The organism is Streptomyces sp. NBC_00667 (assembly GCF_036226825.1).
GTDB lineage: Bacteria > Actinomycetota > Actinomycetes > Streptomycetales > Streptomycetaceae > Streptomyces.
Genome location: NZ_CP109022.1, coordinates 5820122 through 5839612, shown reverse-complemented (window position 1 = coordinate 5839612; position 19491 = coordinate 5820122). Strand labels below are relative to the sequence as shown.

The 19491-nt window shown below is 74.3% G+C and carries 19 protein-coding genes and 1 tRNA gene; 9 read left to right on the top strand and 11 right to left on the bottom strand.

The features are described from left to right. Positions 1 to 295 precede the first annotated feature (295 nt). Entirely contained in the window at positions 296 to 1231 is a 936-nt protein-coding gene (locus OHA81_RS26765; RefSeq protein WP_329199991.1) for a serine/threonine dehydratase, read from the bottom strand. 15 nt (positions 1232 to 1246) lie between these two features. Continuing rightward, positions 1247 to 1891: a TetR/AcrR family transcriptional regulator gene (locus tag OHA81_RS26760; RefSeq protein ID WP_329199990.1), complete on the bottom strand. Its 645-nt coding sequence runs from the start codon at positions 1889 to 1891 to the stop codon at positions 1247 to 1249. A 191-nt stretch (positions 1892 to 2082) separates the two neighbouring features. Between OHA81_RS26760 and OHA81_RS26755 the strand changes: the two genes are divergently transcribed. The 7 genes from OHA81_RS26755 to OHA81_RS26725 all read left to right on the top strand — a co-directional run bounded on the left by OHA81_RS26755 (position 2083) and on the right by OHA81_RS26725 (position 10552). Further along, complete coding sequence (locus OHA81_RS26755) at positions 2083 to 3777, top strand: ricin-type beta-trefoil lectin domain protein (protein ID WP_329199988.1); 1695 nt, start codon at positions 2083 to 2085, stop codon at positions 3775 to 3777. A gap of 65 nt (positions 3778 to 3842) precedes the next feature. Beyond that, entirely contained in the window at positions 3843 to 6119 is a 2277-nt protein-coding gene (locus OHA81_RS26750) for an alpha-N-acetylglucosaminidase (RefSeq protein WP_329199986.1), read from the top strand. Positions 6120 to 6319: 200 nt separating this feature from the next. Further along, the gene (locus tag OHA81_RS26745; RefSeq protein WP_329199984.1) at positions 6320 to 6511 is read left to right on the top strand and encodes a hypothetical protein; all 192 of its coding nucleotides are present in this window, start codon (positions 6320 to 6322) and stop codon (positions 6509 to 6511) included. Between the two features lie 133 nt (positions 6512 to 6644). Beyond that, positions 6645 to 8282, top strand: coding sequence for a molybdopterin-dependent oxidoreductase (locus OHA81_RS26740; protein ID WP_329199982.1), 1638 nt, complete (start codon positions 6645 to 6647; stop codon positions 8280 to 8282). Between the two features lie 4 nt (positions 8283 to 8286). Further along, on the top strand, positions 8287 to 9357 hold the full coding sequence (locus OHA81_RS26735) for an alpha/beta hydrolase (RefSeq protein ID WP_329199980.1): 1071 nt from the start codon (positions 8287 to 8289) through the stop codon (positions 9355 to 9357). A gap of 132 nt (positions 9358 to 9489) precedes the next feature. Beyond that, on the top strand, positions 9490 to 9918 hold the full coding sequence (locus OHA81_RS26730; RefSeq protein ID WP_329199978.1) for a MarR family winged helix-turn-helix transcriptional regulator: 429 nt from the start codon (positions 9490 to 9492) through the stop codon (positions 9916 to 9918). Between the two features lie 25 nt (positions 9919 to 9943). Further along, the gene (locus OHA81_RS26725) at positions 9944 to 10552 is read left to right on the top strand and encodes a hydrolase (protein ID WP_329199977.1); all 609 of its coding nucleotides are present in this window, start codon (positions 9944 to 9946) and stop codon (positions 10550 to 10552) included. Here OHA81_RS26725 and OHA81_RS26720 read toward each other — a convergent pair. From OHA81_RS26720 to OHA81_RS26710, 3 genes are all read right to left on the bottom strand, one after another. Continuing rightward, positions 10539 to 10937, bottom strand: coding sequence for an ATP-binding protein (locus OHA81_RS26720; RefSeq protein ID WP_329199975.1), 399 nt, complete (start codon positions 10935 to 10937; stop codon positions 10539 to 10541). The two genes, OHA81_RS26725 and OHA81_RS26720, sit on opposite strands and share 14 nt — an antisense overlap. Positions 10938 to 10997: 60 nt before the next feature. Then, positions 10998 to 11360 carry an STAS domain-containing protein gene (locus tag OHA81_RS26715; protein WP_329199973.1) on the bottom strand — a complete coding sequence of 121 codons (363 nt, stop codon included), beginning with the start codon at positions 11358 to 11360 and terminating at the stop codon, positions 10998 to 11000. A 163-nt stretch (positions 11361 to 11523) separates the two neighbouring features. Next, positions 11524 to 11597 (bottom strand) — tRNA-Pro (locus tag OHA81_RS26710). Positions 11598 to 11720: 123 nt separating this feature from the next. On the opposite strand from OHA81_RS26710, the gene OHA81_RS26705 reads away from it, so the two are divergent. Continuing rightward, entirely contained in the window at positions 11721 to 12263 is a 543-nt protein-coding gene (locus OHA81_RS26705) for a DUF309 domain-containing protein (protein WP_329199972.1), read from the top strand. 72 nt (positions 12264 to 12335) lie between these two features. On the opposite strand, the gene OHA81_RS26700 is transcribed toward OHA81_RS26705, so the two are convergent. From OHA81_RS26700 to OHA81_RS26685, 4 genes are read right to left on the bottom strand one after another with little or no spacing between them, the layout of a single operon-like run. Further along, positions 12336 to 12725 carry a VOC family protein gene (locus tag OHA81_RS26700; protein WP_329199970.1) on the bottom strand — a complete coding sequence of 130 codons (390 nt, stop codon included), beginning with the start codon at positions 12723 to 12725 and terminating at the stop codon, positions 12336 to 12338. Positions 12726 to 12730: 5 nt separating this feature from the next. Further along, on the bottom strand, positions 12731 to 13414 hold the full coding sequence (locus OHA81_RS26695) for a LutC/YkgG family protein (RefSeq protein WP_329199969.1): 684 nt from the start codon (positions 13412 to 13414) through the stop codon (positions 12731 to 12733). Next, entirely contained in the window at positions 13411 to 14895 is a 1485-nt protein-coding gene (locus tag OHA81_RS26690) for a lactate utilization protein B (RefSeq protein WP_329199968.1), read from the bottom strand. The genes OHA81_RS26695 and OHA81_RS26690 overlap by 4 nt, the downstream gene beginning before the upstream one ends. Continuing rightward, the gene (locus OHA81_RS26685; RefSeq protein ID WP_329199966.1) at positions 14892 to 15668 is read right to left on the bottom strand and encodes a (Fe-S)-binding protein; all 777 of its coding nucleotides are present in this window, start codon (positions 15666 to 15668) and stop codon (positions 14892 to 14894) included. The genes OHA81_RS26690 and OHA81_RS26685 overlap by 4 nt, the downstream gene beginning before the upstream one ends. A gap of 18 nt (positions 15669 to 15686) precedes the next feature. Between OHA81_RS26685 and cobF the strand changes: the two genes are divergently transcribed. Then, the gene (gene cobF / locus OHA81_RS26680; RefSeq protein WP_329199964.1) at positions 15687 to 16439 is read left to right on the top strand and encodes a precorrin-6A synthase (deacetylating); all 753 of its coding nucleotides are present in this window, start codon (positions 15687 to 15689) and stop codon (positions 16437 to 16439) included. A 3-nt stretch (positions 16440 to 16442) separates the two neighbouring features. On the opposite strand, the gene OHA81_RS26675 is transcribed toward cobF, so the two are convergent. Further along, entirely contained in the window at positions 16443 to 17624 is a 1182-nt protein-coding gene (locus tag OHA81_RS26675) for an aminotransferase class V-fold PLP-dependent enzyme (RefSeq protein ID WP_329199962.1), read from the bottom strand. A 109-nt stretch (positions 17625 to 17733) separates the two neighbouring features. Next, complete coding sequence (locus OHA81_RS26670) at positions 17734 to 19413, bottom strand: glycoside hydrolase family 71 protein (protein WP_329199961.1); 1680 nt, start codon at positions 19411 to 19413, stop codon at positions 17734 to 17736. Positions 19414 to 19491: the final 78 nt, after the last annotated feature.

The following is a 19491-nucleotide window of genomic DNA, read 5'->3' as shown; positions in this document are numbered from 1 at the left end:
AGGGGGGATTCCGGCAGCGCTGCCGGAGAGCGGTGACCACGCTCGCCCGGATCCCGGGGCCCGTCAACGTGGCCGGGGAGGCACTGGCCGGGCCGCGGCGGGTCCCCCGTTCCCCCGGTCGGCTCCAGGCAGAGGCAGGCCTTTTCGTCAATACCGCGGCCACCTGGACTAATGCGCTTTAGTCAGCAACTCTCCGGCCGGTGTGCCCATTCCATGACGCATGCGCTTTCCCGCCGGATGTTGGCTCCTTGTGGACGTCTCCCCACCGGGGATCCGGATCCCGCACTAATGCGCTTTACCCTGCGGCCGGCGAAAGGTCGGCCGGGTCGGTGTTGGCGCCGCAGAGGACCACGGCGACCCGCGCTCCCGGCGCCCGCCGGATGCGGCCGAGCGCCGCCAGGGCCGTTGCGGCGCCGGGCTCGACCACGATCCGGTGGCCCTCCCACAGCCCGCGGCGGGCGGCCGTGATGTCCGCGTCCGGCACGAGCACCGAGTCGACGCCCTCGTACCGGGCCGCGGCCAGCGCGTCGGCCGAGACCCGGGGCGCCCCGAGCGAGTCGGCGGCCACGGAGTCCACCGGCACGTCGACCGGCCGGCCCGCCTCCAGCGCCGCGTTGAGCGCCCGGCAGTGCTCCGGTTCGGCGGCGACGACCCGCACGCCGTGTTCGCGGGCGGCGGTGGCCACACCCGCGAACAGCCCTCCCCCACCGACCGCCACGACGACCGTGTCCAGGCCGGGCAGAGCGGCCCGGACCTCGTCGAGCAGGGTTCCGGCGCCCGCCGCGATCAGCGGATGGTCGTAGGCGTGACTGCTCAGGGCGCCACTGTCGGCCGCGAACTCCCGGCACGCGGCGAGGGCTTCGCCGTAGCGGTCACCGACGAGGCGTACGTCGGCCCCGTAGCCGCGCAGCCGTTCCACCTTGACCCGGGGCGCGTTGGCGGGCAGGAACACGGTGGCGGGCACGGCCTGGGCGCGCGCCGCCCAGGCGCAGGCGAGGCCGGCGTTGCCCCCGGAGGCGATGGTGACGCCGGCGGGCGGGAGGGTGCCGGCGGCGCGGTGGGCGGCGAGGAAGTTGTGGGCGCCGCGGGCCTTGAAGGAGCCGGTGTGCTGGAGGTACTCCAGCGCGTAGAAGACGCCGTCACCGGCGGCCACCACTGCGGCGGGCCGGGTCACCCCGGCTATCCGGTCGGCGGCGGCGCGTACGGCGGCGTAGTCGAGCTGCTGTTCCATGGGCGTCGGCCCCTTTCAGGAGGCGTCGGGACGGGCCGCTTCGATGAGTTGGCGCAGGGCGCCGTAATACACCTCGTGGTCGGTCAGGGCGGGCAGCACGTCGGTGATCCCGGCGGAGAGCACCGGGAACTCGGCGGGGTCCAGGGCTGCCAGCGCGGCGCGCGAGGCGGCCGTGGCTCCCGCCGGGTCGCGGTGGTCCACGAATGCGGCGCTGCCGAGGGTGAGCAGGTACATCCGGCGGTAGACGGTCATCGCCTCGGCGGCGCCCATGCCGGCGGCGACGCTGTCGGCGAGGGCCGGTTCGACGAGCCGGGCCAGCAGCTGGCGGCCGAGCCAGGGCCGGCCGCCGCGCAGCACGAGCAGCCCCGGGTGTGCGACGAGCAGCCGGTAGAGGGCGCCGAAGCGCAGCTCGGTGGCCTCGGCCCAGTCGGTGGTGGGCGGAATCTCGGGCAGTCGGGCGGCCAGGTGCTCGGTGCAGAGGTCCAGCAGTCCGGCAAGGTCGACGCAGCGCCGCTGGACGGTGGCGTGCGAGACGTCGAGCCGGTCGGCGAGGGCGCGGAAACTCAGGGTGCCGGGGCCTTCCTCGTCCAGGATCGACAAGGCGGCTTCGGCGATCGCCCCGGGCGTGGCGCGGTCGAGGGCGGCTGATCTGCGCGGCATGGATACACCGTAACAGACAACGTCACATACGGCGCCACACATCCTTCCGCCGCCTCTAACGTGTGACGCGACTGCGCCCATATTGCTGGTGATCGGGACGAAAGCCCCCGACGCCGTTGACAGCGTGTAGTCGCACCGCTGCACTGAGCGCTCGACAGCCCGTCGGTACCTCCCCCACTCAAGGAGATCCCGTGCCGCCTCGCCCGCGTGCGTCGCTCCCCTGTCTGACCGCGGCCGCCCTGCTCGCCCTCGCCCTCGGCGCCGCGCCCGCGGCCGCCGGGCCCGCGGCCGCCGGGCCCACCACCACCTCCGACACCCCGCTCGCACTGACCCCGCCGATGGGCTGGAACAACTGGGCGCACTACATGTGCGACATCAACGAGGCCAAGGTGGTCGCGAACGCCGACGCGCTCGTGTCCACCGGGCTCGCCGCCAAGGGCTACGACACGGTGACCGTCGACGACTGCTGGATGACGAAGTCCCGCGACGCGGACGGCGATCTGGTCACCGACACCCGCAAGTTCCCGCACGGCATGGCATGGCTCGGCGACTACCTGCACGCCAAAGGGCTGCGGTTCGGCATCTACCAGGACGCCGGCTCCCTCACCTGCGAGGGCTACCCCGGCAGCGGCGCCCCCGCGGGCGGCGGCGCGGACCACTACGCCCGCGACGCCCGGCTGTTCGCGTCCTGGAACGTGGACTACGTCAAGATGGACGGCTGCAACCTGCAGGTGCCGCCCGGTGCCACGAAGGAACGGGCCTACCACGACGCCTACCACGCAGTCGCCGGGGCCCTGCGCGACAGCGGCCGGGACATGGTGCTGTCCGCGTCCGCGCCCGCCTACTTCCAGCAGGGCGAATGGGGCGGATCGGACTGGCACAAGGTGCTCCACTGGGTCGGCGAGACCGGCCAGCTGTGGCGCGAGGGACGGGACATCAAGGTCTACAACCCGAAGGCGCCCAACACCTCCCGCTGGAGTTCGGTCCTCGGCAACTACGGCTACAACCGCTGGCTCGGCCGGTACGCGGGTCCCGGCAACTGGAACGACCCGGACTTCCTGATCGCGGGCGCACCCGGGCTGAGCGCGGCCGAGAGCCGCAGCCAGGTCGGCCTGTGGGCCATGATGGCGGCCCCCTTCATCCTCTCCTCGCAGGTCTCCCAGCTGAGCCCGGCCGGGCTCGCCGCCCTCGGCAACACCGATCTGATCGCACTCGACCAGGACCCGATGGGCCGTCAGGGGGCCGTCGTCTCCTCGAACCCCACCTTCGACATCCTGGTGCGGCCGCTGGCGAACGGCGACCGCGCAGTGGCCGTCCTCAACCGCTCGGGCGCCGCCCGCGACATCAACGTGCCGCTCGGGGAGGTCGGCCTGCCCGGGTGCACCGCCGACGCCAAGGACCTGTGGAGCGGTCAGCGCCGCCTGGTCGGCGGTTCATTGACCGGAAGGGTGGCCGCCCACGACACCGGCGTCTGGCGGCTCACTCCGCGCGGCTGCGCCGGGGCGGTGCCGACCGGGCAGATCGCCGGAGCCGGCGCCAGGTGCGCCGACGGGGCCAACACGACCGCGGCCGGAGCCGTCGTCATGGCGGCCTGCACCGGCGCCCCCGACCAGCGGTGGAGCCTCGGCAACGGGCAGACACTGCGGCTGGCCGGCGCCTGCCTGTCGGCGGGCGACGGCGGCCTGGTGGAGCTGGCCCGCTGTGCGCCCGGTCAGCCGGGGCAGAGCTGGGAGCACGACCGCAGCGGCACCCTGACCGACACCGTGAGCGGGCTGTGCCTGACCGCCCCCGCCGCGACGACCGCCCCGGACGCCCCCGCCGAGCGGCTCCGGCTCGCCGCCTGCGGTGACCACCGGATCGACCAGACCTGGGCCCTCCCGGTCTGACGACGGCCGCCCCCTCAGCCCCGACCCGTCACAGCACCCCCACACCAGAGGACGACGCACACCCGATGCCACGCGTTCCCCGCCCCCGCAGGCGCCGGTCCGTCGCGCTCGCGACGCTTCCCACCGCGCTGCTGACCCTGATCCTCTCCGGCACCACCCCCGGGACCGCCGCCCCCGCCGCTGCCTCCCCCGCACGAGCGGACGTACGCGAGGCCCCGCGTCCCGCCGCCCGGCCGCGCAGCTTCGACACCGGCCCGGCGCGCGACGCCCTCCGGCGGCTGCTGCCCCGCCACGCCGGCCAGTTCACCCTGGTGCCCGACACCTCCGCCGGGGCCGACACCTTCACCGTCTCCGGCACCCCGGGCGCCGTCACCGTACGCGGCTCCACCGGTGCGACCCTGCTCACCGGCGTCGGCTGGTACCTCCAGCACGTCGCCGGCGCCGACATCGGCTGGCCCGGCGACAGCCTCGGCATGCTGCCCGCCACGCTGCCCGGCGTGCCCGCCCCCGTCACCCGCAGTGCAAAAGTCCCCCACCGGTACGCCCTCAACGACACCGACGACGGCTACTCGGGCCCGTACCGCACCTTCGAGGAACACCAGCGCCAGATCGACCTGCTCGCGCTGCACGGCGTCAACGAGGTGTTCGTCCAGACCGGCGCCGAGTACCCGTACTACCGGGCCCTCCAGCGGTTCGGGTACTCCGCCGACGAGCTGCGCACGTGGATCCCGGCCCCCGGCCACCAGAGCTGGTGGCTGCTGCAGAACCTCAGCGGCTTCGGCGGCCCGGTCACCGAGCGGCTGATGCGCGAGCGCGCCGACCTGGGCGCCCGGATCGCGGACCAGCTGCGGGGCCTCGGCATGACACCGGTACTGCCCGGCTACTTCGGCACCGTCCCGCCGGGCTTCGCCGCGCGCCACCGGGGCGCGACCACCGTGGCACAGGGCGACTGGGCCGGCTTCGACCGGCCGGACTGGCTCGACCCGGCCTCCCCGGCGTTCGGGGAACTGGCCGCCGCCTACTACGACGAGCAGCGGGAGGTCTTCGGCGACAGCGCCATGTACCGGATGAGCCCGCTGCACGAGGGGGGCCGGACGGGCTCGGTGGACGTCCGGGCCGCCGCGGGGGCCATCCAGCGGGCGCTCTGGGCGGCCCACCCGGGCGCCCTGTGGGCGGTGCTGGGCTGGCAGGACGACCCGACGAAGGAACTGCTGGCCGGGGTCGACACCTCGAAGCTGCTGATCCTGGACGGTCTGTCCGACCGGTACAACCGCCTGGACCGCGAGGCCCGCTGGGGTGGCACCCCGTACGCGATGGGCACGATCTACAACTTCGGCGGCCACACCACCATCGGCGCCAACACCTCGGTGTGGACCGAGCGGTTCGACACCTGGCGCGACAAACCGGACAGCGCCCTCCGGGGCACCGCGTACCTGCCGGAGGCCACCGGCACCAACCCGGCCGCCTTCGACCTCTTCACCGACCTGGCCTGGGAGCCGGGGCCGGTCGACCAGCGCAAGTGGTTCGCCGACTTCGCGGCCCGCCGCTACGGACGCCCCGACGCCCATGCCGCCGCGGCCTGGGAGGAGTTGCGCAAGGGCCCGTACAGCACCTCGTCGGGACTGTGGTCGGAGTCGCAGGACAGCCTCTTCACCGCCCGGCCGAGCCTGACAGCGACCGGAGCGGCCCACTGGAGCCCCCGATCCATGCGCTACCAGGCCGATTCGGTCCGCCGGGCCCTGGACCAACTGCTGGCGGTGCCCCCGGCGCTCAGGTCCTCCAGCGCCTACCGCTTCGACCTCGTGGACACCGCCCGCCAGGCCCTCGCCAATCACTCCCGGGTGTTGCTTCCCAAGATCCGGGCCGCCTACGAGGCCAAGGACCTGACGCGGCTGCGGCAGCTGACCGCCCAATGGCGCGACGGAGAGCGGAAGCTGGACGCCGTGACCGGCTCCGACCCCCACTTCCTGCTGGGCCACTGGCTGGCCGCGGCCCGCTCGCACGGCGCGGACCGCGCCGAGCAGGACCGGTACGAGTACGACGCGCGCTCGCTCCTGAGCGTGTGGGGCGGGCGGAGCACCAGCGAGGGCGGTTTCCTGCACGACTACGCGAACCGCGAATGGAGCGGCCTCGTATCGGAGTTGTACGCCGCCCGCTGGGACCGGTACTTCGCCTCGCTGGAGGAGGCACTGGTCAAGCGCGCCGCCCCGAAGGCGATCGACTGGCACGCCTTCGAGGAGGCGTGGGCGCGGCGCACCACCCGCCACCCGACGAGCCCGAGCGGGGACCCGCACGCGCTGGCCGCCTCCGTGGCGGCGGCCCTGCCGAAGGCCGGCGCCTGAGCCGCACCGGCGCGGGCGCCGACCGCCGGGGGTGAGCGTCACCCTCCCGTGGGAAATTCGGCACTCGTGCGAGGGAGAGGGCGCGCAGCGCGGCGGCGTGCGGTCCGGGTCGTCGGTTCACTGACCCGGACCCGACAGGGGCGGCCACCCGGAGTACTCCGGTGGCCGCCCCTTCCGACGCCGTCAGGAGTGCATGGGGCATGTCCGAGACCGAACGCGAGCGGCCCTCCGCGACGCTGGAGCTGCTGGCGCTGCTCGCGGCCACCGAGGGGGTGGTGGAGCTGCGCAAGCGGGGTGGACCGGCGGCCCGCCCGACCGCCGCCGGCTGTGAGGACTGTCTGGAGACCATGGCCCGGCGGGCCGCCGAGCGGGCCGGTCATCCGCTCGCCTGACAGGGGCGGCCGCGCGGCCCGCGGGCTCGTACAGTCGTAGAGGGACAGTCGTGGACGAACAGTCGTAGTCGTAGGGGGACAGTCGTAGGGGGGCCGGTCTCGGGGGCCGGTGCGAGCCCGGGCGGTGACCCTGATGAGCGATGTGCGGTCGGCGTCGGGGCGTCCGCGGGCCCGGACGGGCCTCGGCGCGCTCTGTGGAGTGCTCGCCGCCTTCGCAGGGCTGGCGGCGGCGCAGTTGGCAGCCGCGCCCATCCGTCCCGAGGCGTCCCCGGTGACCGCTGTCGGCGGGGCCGCGGTGGACCGTACGCCGGCGGCCGTCAAGGAGTGGGCGGTGCAGACCTTCGGCACGGCCGACAAGACGGTCCTGACCCTCGGCATCGTCCTGGTTCTGGCCCTGATCGCCGTGGCGGCCGGAACGCTCGCGGTGCGCCGGCCGCGCGCAGGCATCGCGGTCGCCGCGTGCTTCGGTGTCGTCGGAGCCGTGGCCGCGCTCGGTCGGCCCGGGGCGGCCTGGCCGGACGCCCTGCCCTCGCTGCTGGGCGGCCTCGTCGCGGCCACAGTGCTGTACCTGCTGGTCAGGGCCTTGAACCGGCCGCGTACGGGAGGCGCGCCGGCCGGTGGGGCCGGCGTGATGGACCGGCGGGGCTTCGGGCGGCTGGTGCTGGGCACCGCGGCCGTCTCGGCGGGCGCCTGGTACGCCGGGCGGCGCCTGGGCGCGTACGGGTCGGCCGGGGCGTCGGCCTCCCGGGCCGGCCTCGTCCTGCCGGCTCCCGCGGTACCGGCCCCGCCGGTGCCGGCCGGGGCGCAGGCGCGGGCGCCCGGGGTGTCGCCGTTCCTCACTCCCGCCCGTGACTTCTACCGGGTGGACACCGCGCTGGTCGTGCCGCGCGTCGACGCCGACGACTGGCGGCTGCGGATCCATGGGGACGGGGTGACGAGGCCGCTGACCCTCGGCCTGCGGGAGCTTCTCGCGCGCCCCCTGGTCGAACACGACATCACCCTCACCTGCGTGTCGAACGAGGTGGGCGGCCCGTACGCGGGCAACGCCCGCTGGCTCGGCGTCCGCCTCGCCGACCTGCTGCGGGAGGCGGGGGTGCGGCCGCCGTCGCAGGGCGGCCGGGCCGACCAGCTGGTGGCGCGATCGGTGGACGGGATGACGATCGGCACCCCGGTCGAGGCCGTGATGGACGGCCGGGAGGCACTGCTGGCGGTGGGGATGAACGGCGAGCCGCTGCCTTTCGCGCACGGCTTCCCGGTGCGGATGGTGGTGCCGGGCCTGTACGGGTACGTGTCGGCCTGCAAGTGGCTGCGCGAGCTGCGGCTGACCACCTTCGCCGCGTACGACGCGTACTGGGTGCGCCGGTCCTGGGCGCAGCAGGGTCCGGTCAAGACACAGTCGCGGATCGACACGCCGCGTGCGGGCGCGCAACCCGCGGCGGGCCGGGTGGCGGTGGCCGGGGTGGCGTGGGCGCAGCACCGCGGCATCACCCGGGTCGAGGTACGGGTCGACGGCGGCCCCTGGCACGAGGCCCGGCTGGCGGACGCGGACGGCGACGACACGTGGCGCCAGTGGCTGTGGCCCTGGGAGGCGGCGCCGGGCCGCCACACCCTGGAGGTCCGGGCCACGGACCGTACCGGCGCCGTACAGACGGGCGAGCGCAGGGGGACGGTCCCGGACGGGGCCACGGGATGGCACGCGGTGACGGTGCGGGTGCGGGCCGCCGACACGGTGCGTTCCGCCGCCCGCTCGGGCGGGGGCGCCGTACATTGAGGCGATGGAGCTGACCAGTACGTCGTTCCTGGTGACCCTGGTGGCGATCACCGCGCTCGCCATGCTCGCGGCGCTGCTGCTGTGGAACCGGCTGCCCGGGCCCGGCTGGCTGCGCTGGACCGCGCGGGTGCTGATGATCGGGCTGTGCCAGCTGACCGCCATCTGTGTCGTGGCGGCCTGGATCAACGGCAGCTACGGGCTCTACGCCTCCTGGGACGACCTGCTGGGCACCCCGGCCGGGAACGACTCCACGATGACGGGCCCCCCGGTGGGCCGGGCCACCTTCACGCTGGGCGAGGACGGCACCCGCAGCACGTACTTCCGGGGCTCGCACTCCAAGCTGGCCGGGCAGGTGATCGTCTGGACTCCCCCGGAGTACAACGCGGCGGGCGCGGCGAAGACCCGCTTCCCGGTGCTGACGCTGCTGCACGGTTATCCGGGCTCGCCGCGCTCGTGGATGGAGCTGGGTGACATGCCGGGGGCGCTGGAGGACCTGGTCCGGCTGGGCGCGGCGCACCCCTTCATCCTGGTGATCCCGGAGATCTACCCGGGCGGGGTGAACACCGACTGCAGCGACGTGCCGGGGCACAAGGTGGCCACCTGGCTGGCGGACGACGTGCCGGGGCTGGTCGCGCGGCACTTCCGTACGCTGCCCCAGCCCAAGGGGTGGGCGGTGATGGGCATCTCGACGGGGGCGTTCTGCGCGGCGAAGCTGCCGCTCCAGTACCCCAAGGCGTTCGGGGCCGGGGCGGCGCTGGACCCCGACGCGCTGACGGGTGACGCCGGGGTGCTGGCCGACCGGAGCCTGCGCGAGCGCAACAGCCCCATGTGGCTGGTCACGCATGCGAAGAAGGCGGACGTCGGCCTGTTCCTGGCCACGTCCGCGCAGGACAAGGACAGTCCGCCGCGACAGCTGGAGGCTTTCGCCAAGGCCGCCGCGGGGACGGGGGTGCGGGTCAAGACGCTGGTCCGCCCGGCGGGCGGCCACAACTTCCAGACGTGGACGGGGATGTACCCCGACGCCCTGGGCTGGCTGAGTTCGCAGGTTCCGGCCCCGTCCGCGCCGCCTCACTGACCGGGCTCCACGGCGGCCGGTGCGGCATCCACGGGCTGATGGCCGGCCGAGCCCCGACGCCGTCACGGACATTCCGACCACATCTACAGGCAGACTTGCAAGTCTGCCTGTAGATCATTTAGCGTGGGGCGCATGGCCGAAGCCCCGCCCCGCGACACCGCCGAGGAGCTCCAACTGGCCGTCGCCATGCTGGTCCGGCAGTGGCGGGCGGCCGCCGGGGACGGGGTGAGCCTGTCCCGGATGTCCGTGCTCAAGCGGCTGGACCGGCTCGGGCCGTCCACGGCCTCCGAGCTGGCGCGGGCCGAGAAGATCCGGCCGCAGTCCGTCATCGCCACCGTGAACTCCCTCCAGGCCGAAGGCCACGTCGCCCGCAGCCCGCACCCCACCGACCGGCGGCAACAGCTGATCGCCCTGACGCCGCAGGGGCGGGCCCTCGTACAACGGCGGCGCGAGGCGGGACACGGGCGGCTCGCCGAACTCATCGCCGAGCGGCTCGGCCCGGCGGAACAGCAGCTGCTCGCCGAAGCGGTTCCGCTGCTGCGGCGCCTGGCCGAGGACTGAACGCCCACCGAACCGAGGAGCCCTCATGACCGCCCCCGCGCCCGCCCTCACCCTGGACCGCGGCACCGCGCTGGTCCTCATCGACCTCCAGCAGGGCATCCTGGCCCTGCCCACCGCCGCGCCGGCGGCGCGGATCCTGGAGAACGGCATCGCCCTCGCCGAAGCCTTCCGGGCCCACCGGCTGCCGGTGGTCCTGGTCAAGGTGGCCTGGTCCCCCGACGGCGGCGACCTGCCCACCGCCAATGTCGACCGGCCCGGCCCCGCCTCGGCTCCGCCCGCCGCCTTCTCCGAGCTCCCCGCGCAGCTCGCGGCGCTCGGGGACGTCGTCGTCACCAAGCGGCACTGGGGCGCCTTCACCGGAACGGAACTCGACCTCCAGCTGCGCCGTCGCGGCGTCCACCGGATCGTGCTGGGCGGCATCTCCACCAGCATCGGGGTCGAATCCACCGCCCGCACCGCCTGGGAGCACAGCTACGACCTGGTCTTCGCCGAGGACGCCACCACCGACATGGACGCCGACTCCCACGCCCACAGCTTCGGCAAGATCTTCCCCCGCCTGGGCAAGGTGAGCGCGACGCAGGACATCATCACGGCCCTCAAGGCCCTGGACGACGAGCCGGTCAGCCGGGACTGACCTCCAGCCAGACGCACTTCCCGCCGTTGCCGGGGTGCGAGCCCCAACTGCGGGACAGGCGGTCCACGATGAGCAGCCCGTGCCCGCCCGGCCGCCCCGGATCGGCGGCCCGGGCGCGTACCGGCGGCGCCGGGTTGCCGTCGGTCACCTCTATCCGCAGTCGCTCCGGCGTCCAGTGCATGAGCAGCGTTCCGGCGCCCCCACCGTGCAGGGAGGCGTTGGACACGAGCTCGGACACCAGAAGCAGGACGTCCTCGGCTGCTTCGGGGAGCCATTTCCAGGAAGCGAGCGCCCGGCGCGCGAAGTCACGGCTGCGGGACACCGGGTCCGCCGCACCCTCCAGCAGCAGGACCCGCGCCCGGCCGGGGGACCCTCGCTGCGGCATGGCTCATCTCCTCGTGTCGCCTCGGCCCCACGGGCCTCCTTGCGCCGGCCGCCCGAGTGGCTAGCCGGGCTGTCGTTCCAGTGCTTGCGCCACGTCCGCGTACACCGGGAACACACCGTCCGCCCCGGTGATGCGGAACATGCGTGCGACCGGTCCGCTCAGACCGGCCAGCTCCAGCGCGCCGCCGGCCTCCTGGACCGCGATCCTGCCGTGCAGCAGCACGTTGAGTCCGGTGGAGTCGCAGAAGCCCAGCCCCGACACGTCGACCAGCAACCGGCCACCCGGGGTGACCGCCGCGTCCAAGGCGTCCCGCAGCGGCTGGGCCGTGTCATGGTCCAGCTCTCCGGCGAGCGCGAGGACGACGGTTCCGTCCACGGCCCGCACATCGACCGTGAACCGCTCATTGCCCGCTCCCGGCACCATCGGCACCACCTTCCGTCCAGCTGTGGGTGCACCTGCCCGGATCCCGCCGGTATACGCGTGGGCGGCTGCCACGCCACCGACGACCACCCCAGACGCCCCCGAAAACGGTCAGGGGCCGTTTCAGATTGCTCTGAAACGGCCCCTGAACTGCGACTTCGAAAAGTCGGGACGACAGGATTTGAACCTGCGACCCCTTGACCCCCAGTCAAGTGCGCTACCAAGCTGCGCCACGTCCCGTTGTGCCTCGGCACTGTGCCCCCCGCCAGGGGTTTCCCCCTCCGCGGCGGGCACATGCAGAACATTACCGCACGCCGGGGGGTGTACGTGCACGGGTGATCGACGGGGAGGCACGATGGGCGGGTGAACGTACGGGATCGCGATGACGAAGGGCGGGCGCGCAGCGCGCGGCCGCGGGACGGGCTGGGGCGGCCGTTGCCGTACGGGGCGCCCGGGGTGGAGCGGCAGCCCGAGGGGGTGGTGCGGACGCCGGCCGAGACGGTGGCCGAGGCGCAGCGGCTGCTGCACGACGGGATGCCCTTCCACGCGCACGAGGTGTTCGAGGACGCCTGGAAGTCCGGGCCGGGGGCGGAGGCTCCGTTGTGGCGGGCGCTCGCGCAGCTGGCGGTGGGGCTGACGCACGCCGCGCGGGGGAACGCGGTGGGCGGGGCGCGGCTGCTGCGGCGCGGAGCCGATGCCCTGGCCGGGCTGGAGGGGGCGGGGGCAGCGGGCCTGACCGGGGTGGATGCCCGGGGTGGGGTAGCTGCCCCGTACGGGATCGAGGTGGCCGGGCTGGTCCTGTGGGCACGGGAGCTCGCCGGGCGGGTGGAGGCCGGGCAGAAGGTTGACGCGGCGGCCGAGGCCCCGCTCCTCACCTCGCCGCCGGACCGGCCGGACTCCGCCTGATCGGCGGCCCGCCGGGCCGCCCCGCCGAGTCGGCCCGTGCTGGCCGGCCCGGAAAGAGTCCCGCGGACAGGGCTACGCCGGCTGGAGCAGGTCCCAGCGGTTGCCGTAGAGGTCCTCGAAGACGGCGACGGAGCCGTACGTCTCGTGGCGCGGCTCCTCCAGGAAGCGGACGCCCTCGGCGGTCATCCGGGCGTGGTCGCCGGCGAAGTCGTCGGTGTACAGGAAGAAGCCGACGCGCCCGCCCGTCTGGTCGCCGACCCGGGAGCGCTGCGCGTCGTCCTTGGCGCGGGCCAGCAGCAGCGCGGATTCGGTGGCGCCGGACGGGCGGACCACGACCCACCGCGAGCCGTCGGGCCGGGCGGTGTCCTCGACGAGGGTGAAGCCGAGGGCCCGGGTGTAGAAGTCGATGGCCTCGTCGTAGTCGTGGACCACGAGGGCGGTGAGGGCGAGGTGTGCGGACATGCCCCTCATTGTGCGGGTGCGTCGATCAGGACGACCTCCAGGGTACGGGGGCCGTGGACGCCCTCCACCCGGTCGAGTTCGATGTCACTGGTCGCGGAGGGCCCGGAGATCCAGGTCAGCGGCCGGGTGGGGTCGAGGCGTTCGAGTGCCTGCGGAACGGAGTCCACCAGCTGGCCGGGGACGCGGACCACGCAGATGTGGTGGTCCGGGATCAGGGTGATCCGCCGTCGCCCCTGGTCGGGGCCGCCGTCCAGGACGATCGTGCCCGTCTCGGCGACGGCCAGGGCGCAGCCCGTCACCACGCTGTCCACGGCGTCGAGTGCGTACGGGGTGGAGTCGGCCCGGTCCTCGACGCGGACGGCCTGCGCCCCGTCGAGCCAGGACGGGGGCAGGCCGGGCGGTACGAGTACGGTCCGCGCGCCGCGTGCGGCGAGCAGCCGGGCCAGGAGGGGCGCGAGGCCGTCCTCGTCGGTGCGGTGGACCTTCGCGCGGTACTCGCGAAGGTGGGCGGCGAGGAGGTCCGCGGACTCGGCGGGCGTGCGGTCGCCGTGGACGCGGAGGTAGTCGCGGGGGATCCCGTCCTCGCCGGCGGCCGCCTCCACCGGCGCCCGCCCGGTCCCGGCCCCGCCCGCGCCCGGCTCGCCCAGGGCGCGCCGGATCCGGCCCAGCACGCGGTCCCTGCCGCTCATGCGCGTCCTCCCCGCTCCCGGGCCCACCAGTCGCGGAACGGTTCCCGTGGCGGCCGGGGCAACTCCCGGCTGTCGGTCCAGGCGCTCCCCGGTCCGGGCAGCCGGCGCGGCCGCAGCCGCCGGGCCCGGGACAGCAGCCGCTCCCCCGCGCGCAGCGCGCCCGGGCGTTCCAGCAGCAGCCGGGCGGCGCGCATCGCGGCCCGCTCGGCGGTGTGGCCGCGCGCGGGGCGGATCCGTACGCGGATGCCCTCGCGGGTCACCGGGCCTCCCTGGGCCACGCGTTCGCGCAGGTGGAGGAGGACTTCGGGGATGTCGATGGCGACGGGGCACACCTCGTAGCAGGCCCCGCACAGGGTGGAGGCGTAGGGCAGTGACGCGTCGATCCCGCTGCCCGTGCCCCGCAGTTGGGGGCTGAGGATCGCGCCGATGGGGCCGGGGTAGACGGAGCCGTAGGCGTGGCCGCCGGCGCGTTCGTAGACGGGGCAGACGTTCAGGCAGGCGGAGCAGCGGATGCAGCGCAGGGCCTGGCGGCCCACCTCGTCGGCGAGGGTGTCCGTACGGCCGTTGTCGAGGAGGACGAGGTGGAAGGCGGCGGGCCCGTCGCCGTCGGCCCCTTTCGACGGGACCAGTCCGGTCCACATCGTCGTGTACGGGTTCATCCGCTCAGCGGTGGAGGAGCGCGGCAGCGTCTGGAGGAAGATCTCCAGGTCCCGGAAGGTCGGCACCACCTTTTCGATGCCCACGACGGAGATGAGCGTCTCGGGCAGGGTCAGGCACATCCGGCCGTTGCCCTCGGACTCGAAGACGACCATCGTCCCGGTCTCGGCGACCATGAAGTTGGCCCCCGAGACGGCGACTTTGGCGCGCAGGAACTTCTCGCGCAGGTGCAGGCGGGCCGCTTCGGCCAGTTCCCGGGGGTCGTCGCCCAGCCCGTCGGGGGCGGGCCGTCCCCAGCGGCCCATTTCGGTGCGGAAGACGTCGCGGATCTCGGCGCGGTTGCGGTGGATGGCCGGGACGAGGATGTGCGAGGGCCGGTCGTGGCCCAGTTGCACGATGAGTTCGGCCAGGTCGGTCTCGTACGCGGCGATCCCCGCCGCCTCCAGTGCCTCGTTGAGGCCGATCTCCTGGGTGGCCATCGACTTGACCTTGACGACTTCCCGCTCGCCGGTGGCCCGCACCAGCTCGGTCACGATCCGGTTGGCCTCGGTCGCGTCCGCCGCCCAGTGCACGGTGCCGCCGGCGGCGGTCACCGCCGCCTCCAGCCGCAGCAGGTAGTGGTCGAGGTGGCGCAGGGTGTGGTCCTTGACGGCCTTGCCCGCCGCGCGCAGCCGGTCCCAGTCGGCGAGTTCGGTGACGGCGCGGGCCCGTTTGTCGCGGATGGTGTGCGTGGCGCGGCGGAGGTTGGCGCGCAGCACGTCGTCCCGTACCGCCTCGCGGGCGGCGGCGGGGAAGGCGGGCATGCCGAGGTGGGTGGCCGTCATCGCGGGTGCTTCCCCTCTGTCGCGGTGGCGGTGGTGTCCGTCGAGGCCAGGATCTCGGCGAGGTGCAGGGTCCGCAGGGGGGCGCCGGCCCGGCGGAGCGTTCCGTCGAGGTGGGCGAGGCAGGAGTTGTCCGCGCCGCAGAGCACTTCGGCGCCGGTGGCCCGGGCGGCGCGGATCTTGTCGGCGCCCATCGCGGCGGACACGTCGGGGTTCTTGAGGGCGAAGGTGCCGCCGAACCCGCAGCACTCCTCGGCGCCGGGCAACTCGATCAGGTCCAGGCCCCTGACGGCGGCCAGGAGGCGCCGGGGACGGTCGCCGAGTCCCAGGGCGCGCAGACCGTGGCAGGAGGGGTGGTAGGTGACGGTGTGGGGGAAGTGGGCGCCGACGTCGGTCACGCCGAGGACGTCCACCAGGAACTCGGTGAGCTCGTACACGCGCGGTACGAGGCCGGCCGCGAGGTCCGCCAGCTCGGTGCCGCGCCCCTCTGCCGCCGCCCTGGCGCCGATGCGGGGGTAGTGCTCGCGGATCATGGCGACGCAGGAGCCGGAGGGCGCGACGACGTACGGATGGCCGGCGAGGGCCTCGGCGGTGCGGCGCAGCAGCGGTTCGCTCTCGTACCGGTAGCCGGTGTTGTACTGGGGCTGACCGCAGCAGCTCTGCGCCGCCGGGAAGTCCACGGCGACGCCGAGCCGCTCCAGCAGGCGTACGACGGCGACGCCGGTGCGCGGGTACAGCGCGTCGTTGACGCAGGTGACGAACAGGGCGGCACGCATGACGGGCACAATAGCGGCGTGAAGAAGTTCTCGGTTATCGGCATAGGCGCGGGCGACCCGGACCACCTGACCCTCCAGGCGGTCAAGGCGATCGGTGCCACGGACGCGTTCCTCATCCTGGAGAAGGGCGAGGAGAAGGCGGACTTGACCGGGCTGCGGCGGGCGATGCTCGAAGCGCACGCCCGCCCGGACCACCGGCTGGTGGAGGGCCGCGACCCGGATCGCGACCGGACACCGGCCGACTACGCCCCGACGGTGGACGGCTGGCGCAGCGCGCGGGCGGAGATCTTCGAGCGGTTCATCGCCGAGGACCTCGCGGACGGGGAGACGGGCGCGTTCCTGGTCTGGGGCGATCCCTCGCTGTACGACTCCACCCTCGCGATCCTGGACGAGGTGCTGGAGCGCGGTCGGGTGGCCTTCGCGCACGAGGTGGTGCCGGGCATCAGCAGCATCTCCTCGCTGCTGGCCCGGCACCGCACCCAATTGAACCGGGTGGGGCGCCCGGTGCAGATCACCACCGGCCGGCGGCTGGCCGAGGGCTGGCCGCAGGACGTGGACGACGTGGTGGTGATGCTGGACGCGCGGCACGCCTTCACCGCGCACCTGGACAAGGACCTCTTCATCTACTGGGGCGCCTACGTCGGCACGCCGGACGAGATCCTGGTCTCGGGGAAGCTGGCGGAGGTCGCGGGCCGGATCGAGGAGCTCCGGACCGAGGCCCGGGCCCGCAAGGGCTGGATCATGGACACCTACCTGCTGCGGCGCGGCTGAGGCCTACCGCGCGAGCTGGGCGGGGAGTTCGGCGGCGAGGCGTTCGTACTCCTCGGGCCGGGTGTAGAGCTGCCCGCAGACCCGGATGCCGCCGCCTCCCGGCCAGGGCCAGACCAGCACCCTGATCCGCAGCTCCCGCGCGATCCGCTCGCGCAGCTCCCGGGCGCTGTCGGGGGTTTCGGCGACGCCGGGCGGCAGCCGCAGGGCGCGCATGGCGAGCCCGGGGGTGTGCGGGAGCGGGGTGAGCCCGGGGAGTTCGGCGAGCAGGGCCGCGCCGTAGGCGGCGAGGGCGCTGTTGTGGGCCCGTACCTTGGCGGCGTCGAGCCGTTCCAGGAGGTCCAGTCCCTCGGGGGCGGCGAGCCAGCCGGTGTAGTCGGCGGTGGCCCGGTTCTCGACGGAGCGGGGGAAGCCGTCGCCGTCCTCCCAGGAAGGCACCAGTGCCCTGACGCGGCCGCGGTGGCGGGGTGCGACGGCGAGGAGGGCGCTGCCCGAGGGGGCGTAGCCCCACTTGTGCAGGTTCCCGAACCAGAAGTCGGCGCCGCCTGCGAGGGGGTCGGCCAGCATGCCGGGGGCGTGGGCACCGTCGACGATGGTGGTGACGCCCCGGGCGGCCAGGTCGGCGAGGAGCGCCGGGGTCGCGATGAGGCGGGCGGTGGGCGAGCTGATGTGGTCGAGCAGCGCCACCTTCGTGCGGGGTGTCAGGCCGGCCAGGACGGCTTCCCGGACGGCGTCCTCGTCGGGCAGGCCGGGGTCGAGCGCGACGGTGGTGACCGGGGCCCGGCGCGCGGCGGCGGCCACCACCGTGCCGTAGCCGTGGTCGGTGACGAGGATCTCGTCCCCGTCGGCCAGTTCGACGGCGTTCAGCGCGAGGTTGGCCCCTTCGGTGGCGTTGGAGATGAAGGCGATCCCGTCGGGTTCGGCCCCCAGGTGGGCGGCGACCCTGCCGCGGGCGCCGGCGATCCGGTCGGCCACGTCGACGAAGAAGGTGTCGGGGTCGGCGTGCACCTCCTCCAGCAGCGCCGCCTGGACCTCCTGCACGGCGATGGGCACGGCGCCGAACGACCCGTGGTTGAGGTGGGCGATCCCGGGGTCGAGGCGGAACAGCTGCGGCCCGCCCGGGAACGCCGAGGGGCGGGTCGGTGCGGCGGTCGGCGCGCTCTTCGGGTCGGTGGTCGGCTGGGTCACGATGCTCCTCCGGGACGGCGGCGGGCGGTGGGCGGTCCTGCGGAGCATGCGGGTGTCTGCGAGCCGACCGCCAGGGCCAATTGCGCCAGTGTGGCCGGGCGCCCCGGCCCTACTCGCGCCCGCTGGTCGCGCCGTAGTACTGGAGGTCCTGCACGTCCACCGTCCGGTCCACCGGGTACGGCAGTCGCACTTCCGCGGCGGTGCGGCCGTCCCGGACCACGCGGGCCGCACTCGTGCCCGGTTTCAGGGGCAGCAGCTCGCAGTGCAGGCCCGCGGGTGCCTCGTGCGCGGCCTGGACGGGGCCGACGGTCGTACGGAGGGTCGCGGGCTCCGTGAGGAAGCTGAGCACCTCCACCGTGTCGCGGGGTGCGGCGCTGCCCTTGCGCGGCGTCATCACCAGCGACTGCCCGCCCGTGGGGCCGGCGGCGGCGAACTGGGTGCGGGCCGTGAGGTAGAGGGTGTCCCGCACGATCCTGGGCGCGCTGCCGGTCTTGAACCGGGTCAGGTTGTAGGAGGTCAGGTCCAGGTACGTGTAGCCGTTGTGCAGGGAGGGGGCGAACTGGGTGCCCTCCGAGTAGTCGTTCCAGGTGGTCAGCTGCACCCAGTCGGCGCCGTCGTCGATGGCGTGCGCCCACGTCGAGCGGAGGGTGGAGGTGTTGCCCGCCTCGTCGTAGACGCCCTGGTTGGGGCGGCTGTCCTGGACGGACACGGGCTGCATCCAGATCTTGCCCGCCTGGTGGGCCCGGCGCACGTCGGCCGGGGCGCCCTCCTGGCCGACGTAGCTGCGGGTGCCCCATTCGGAGAAGCCGTGGCTGATCGGGGCGAACGCCGCCTGGTTCGTGTCGAAGTCGAGGAAGAGCGGCACGAGGGCGGTGCGGATGCCGTGCCGGGCTTTCAGCAAGTCCATGACACGGGACCACCAGCCCGCGCTCTTGGCCTCCGCCTTGAAGGGCGACACCACGAGCCGTCCGTCACCGAGCCGGTGCGCGGCGGGGTAGGCGGCCAGAGCGGCGAGGGCGTCGGCGAGGACCGCCGGGTCGTCGGAGGTCAGGGAGGTCATGTCGGGCATCAGCATGACCTTGAAGGCGGGGTCCACCGAGTGGGCCGCGGACATCAGCAGTTCGGCCCGGTCCCAGTTGCTCCCGGACAGCGACAGCAGGTCGAGGGTGAACCCGTCGATGCCGGCGTCGCGGGCGGTGCGCACCTCCTGCCGGAGGTTGGCCGACTCCCAGTCGCCGGATTTGGGCGGCACGGGCAGCGGGCGGTCGCGCAGCAGGCCGCCGTAGCGCTGGTGCTTGCCGTTCTCGCCCGCGGGGTTCAGGTAGTTGCGGGTGTAGTAGTCGGCGTCGGCGCTCGCGTTGTCGAGGGAGAGCGGGTAGGGCGTGAAGTAGTGCGCGAACACCAGCTTCTTGCCCGCGGCGCCGGAGCGCAGCGCGGCCGGTGCGGGCAGGTCGAAGGGCAGCGCTCCGGTCGGACGGGGCGCGCCGGTGTCGACCTCCTCGCGGGGCAGCGCCTTCGGCGGGGTTCCGGGGCTCGGGGCGTTGCTGGGGCTCGGCGTGGGGGTGGTGGTGGGGGCGCCGGACCAGGGGCCGCCGACGGCGGGCGCCGAACGTTCCTGGTGGGCTTCGGCGGTGAAGGGGTCCCAGGCGATGCCGGTCGCGGCGCAGACGCCGATGAGCAGGAACGCCGAGATCAGCAGTACCAGGAGGGGTCTGCGCCCCCGGAAGCGGGGGCGGCGCCGGTGCGAGGAGGGCCGCGCCGCCCGCTCTGCCCGCCGGTCCGCTCTCATCCGCCGCCCCTCCCGGAATATGCCCCGTGCGGGGCTGCACAGCAGTAGAGCGGATTCCCGGTGCCCGGACAACCGTTC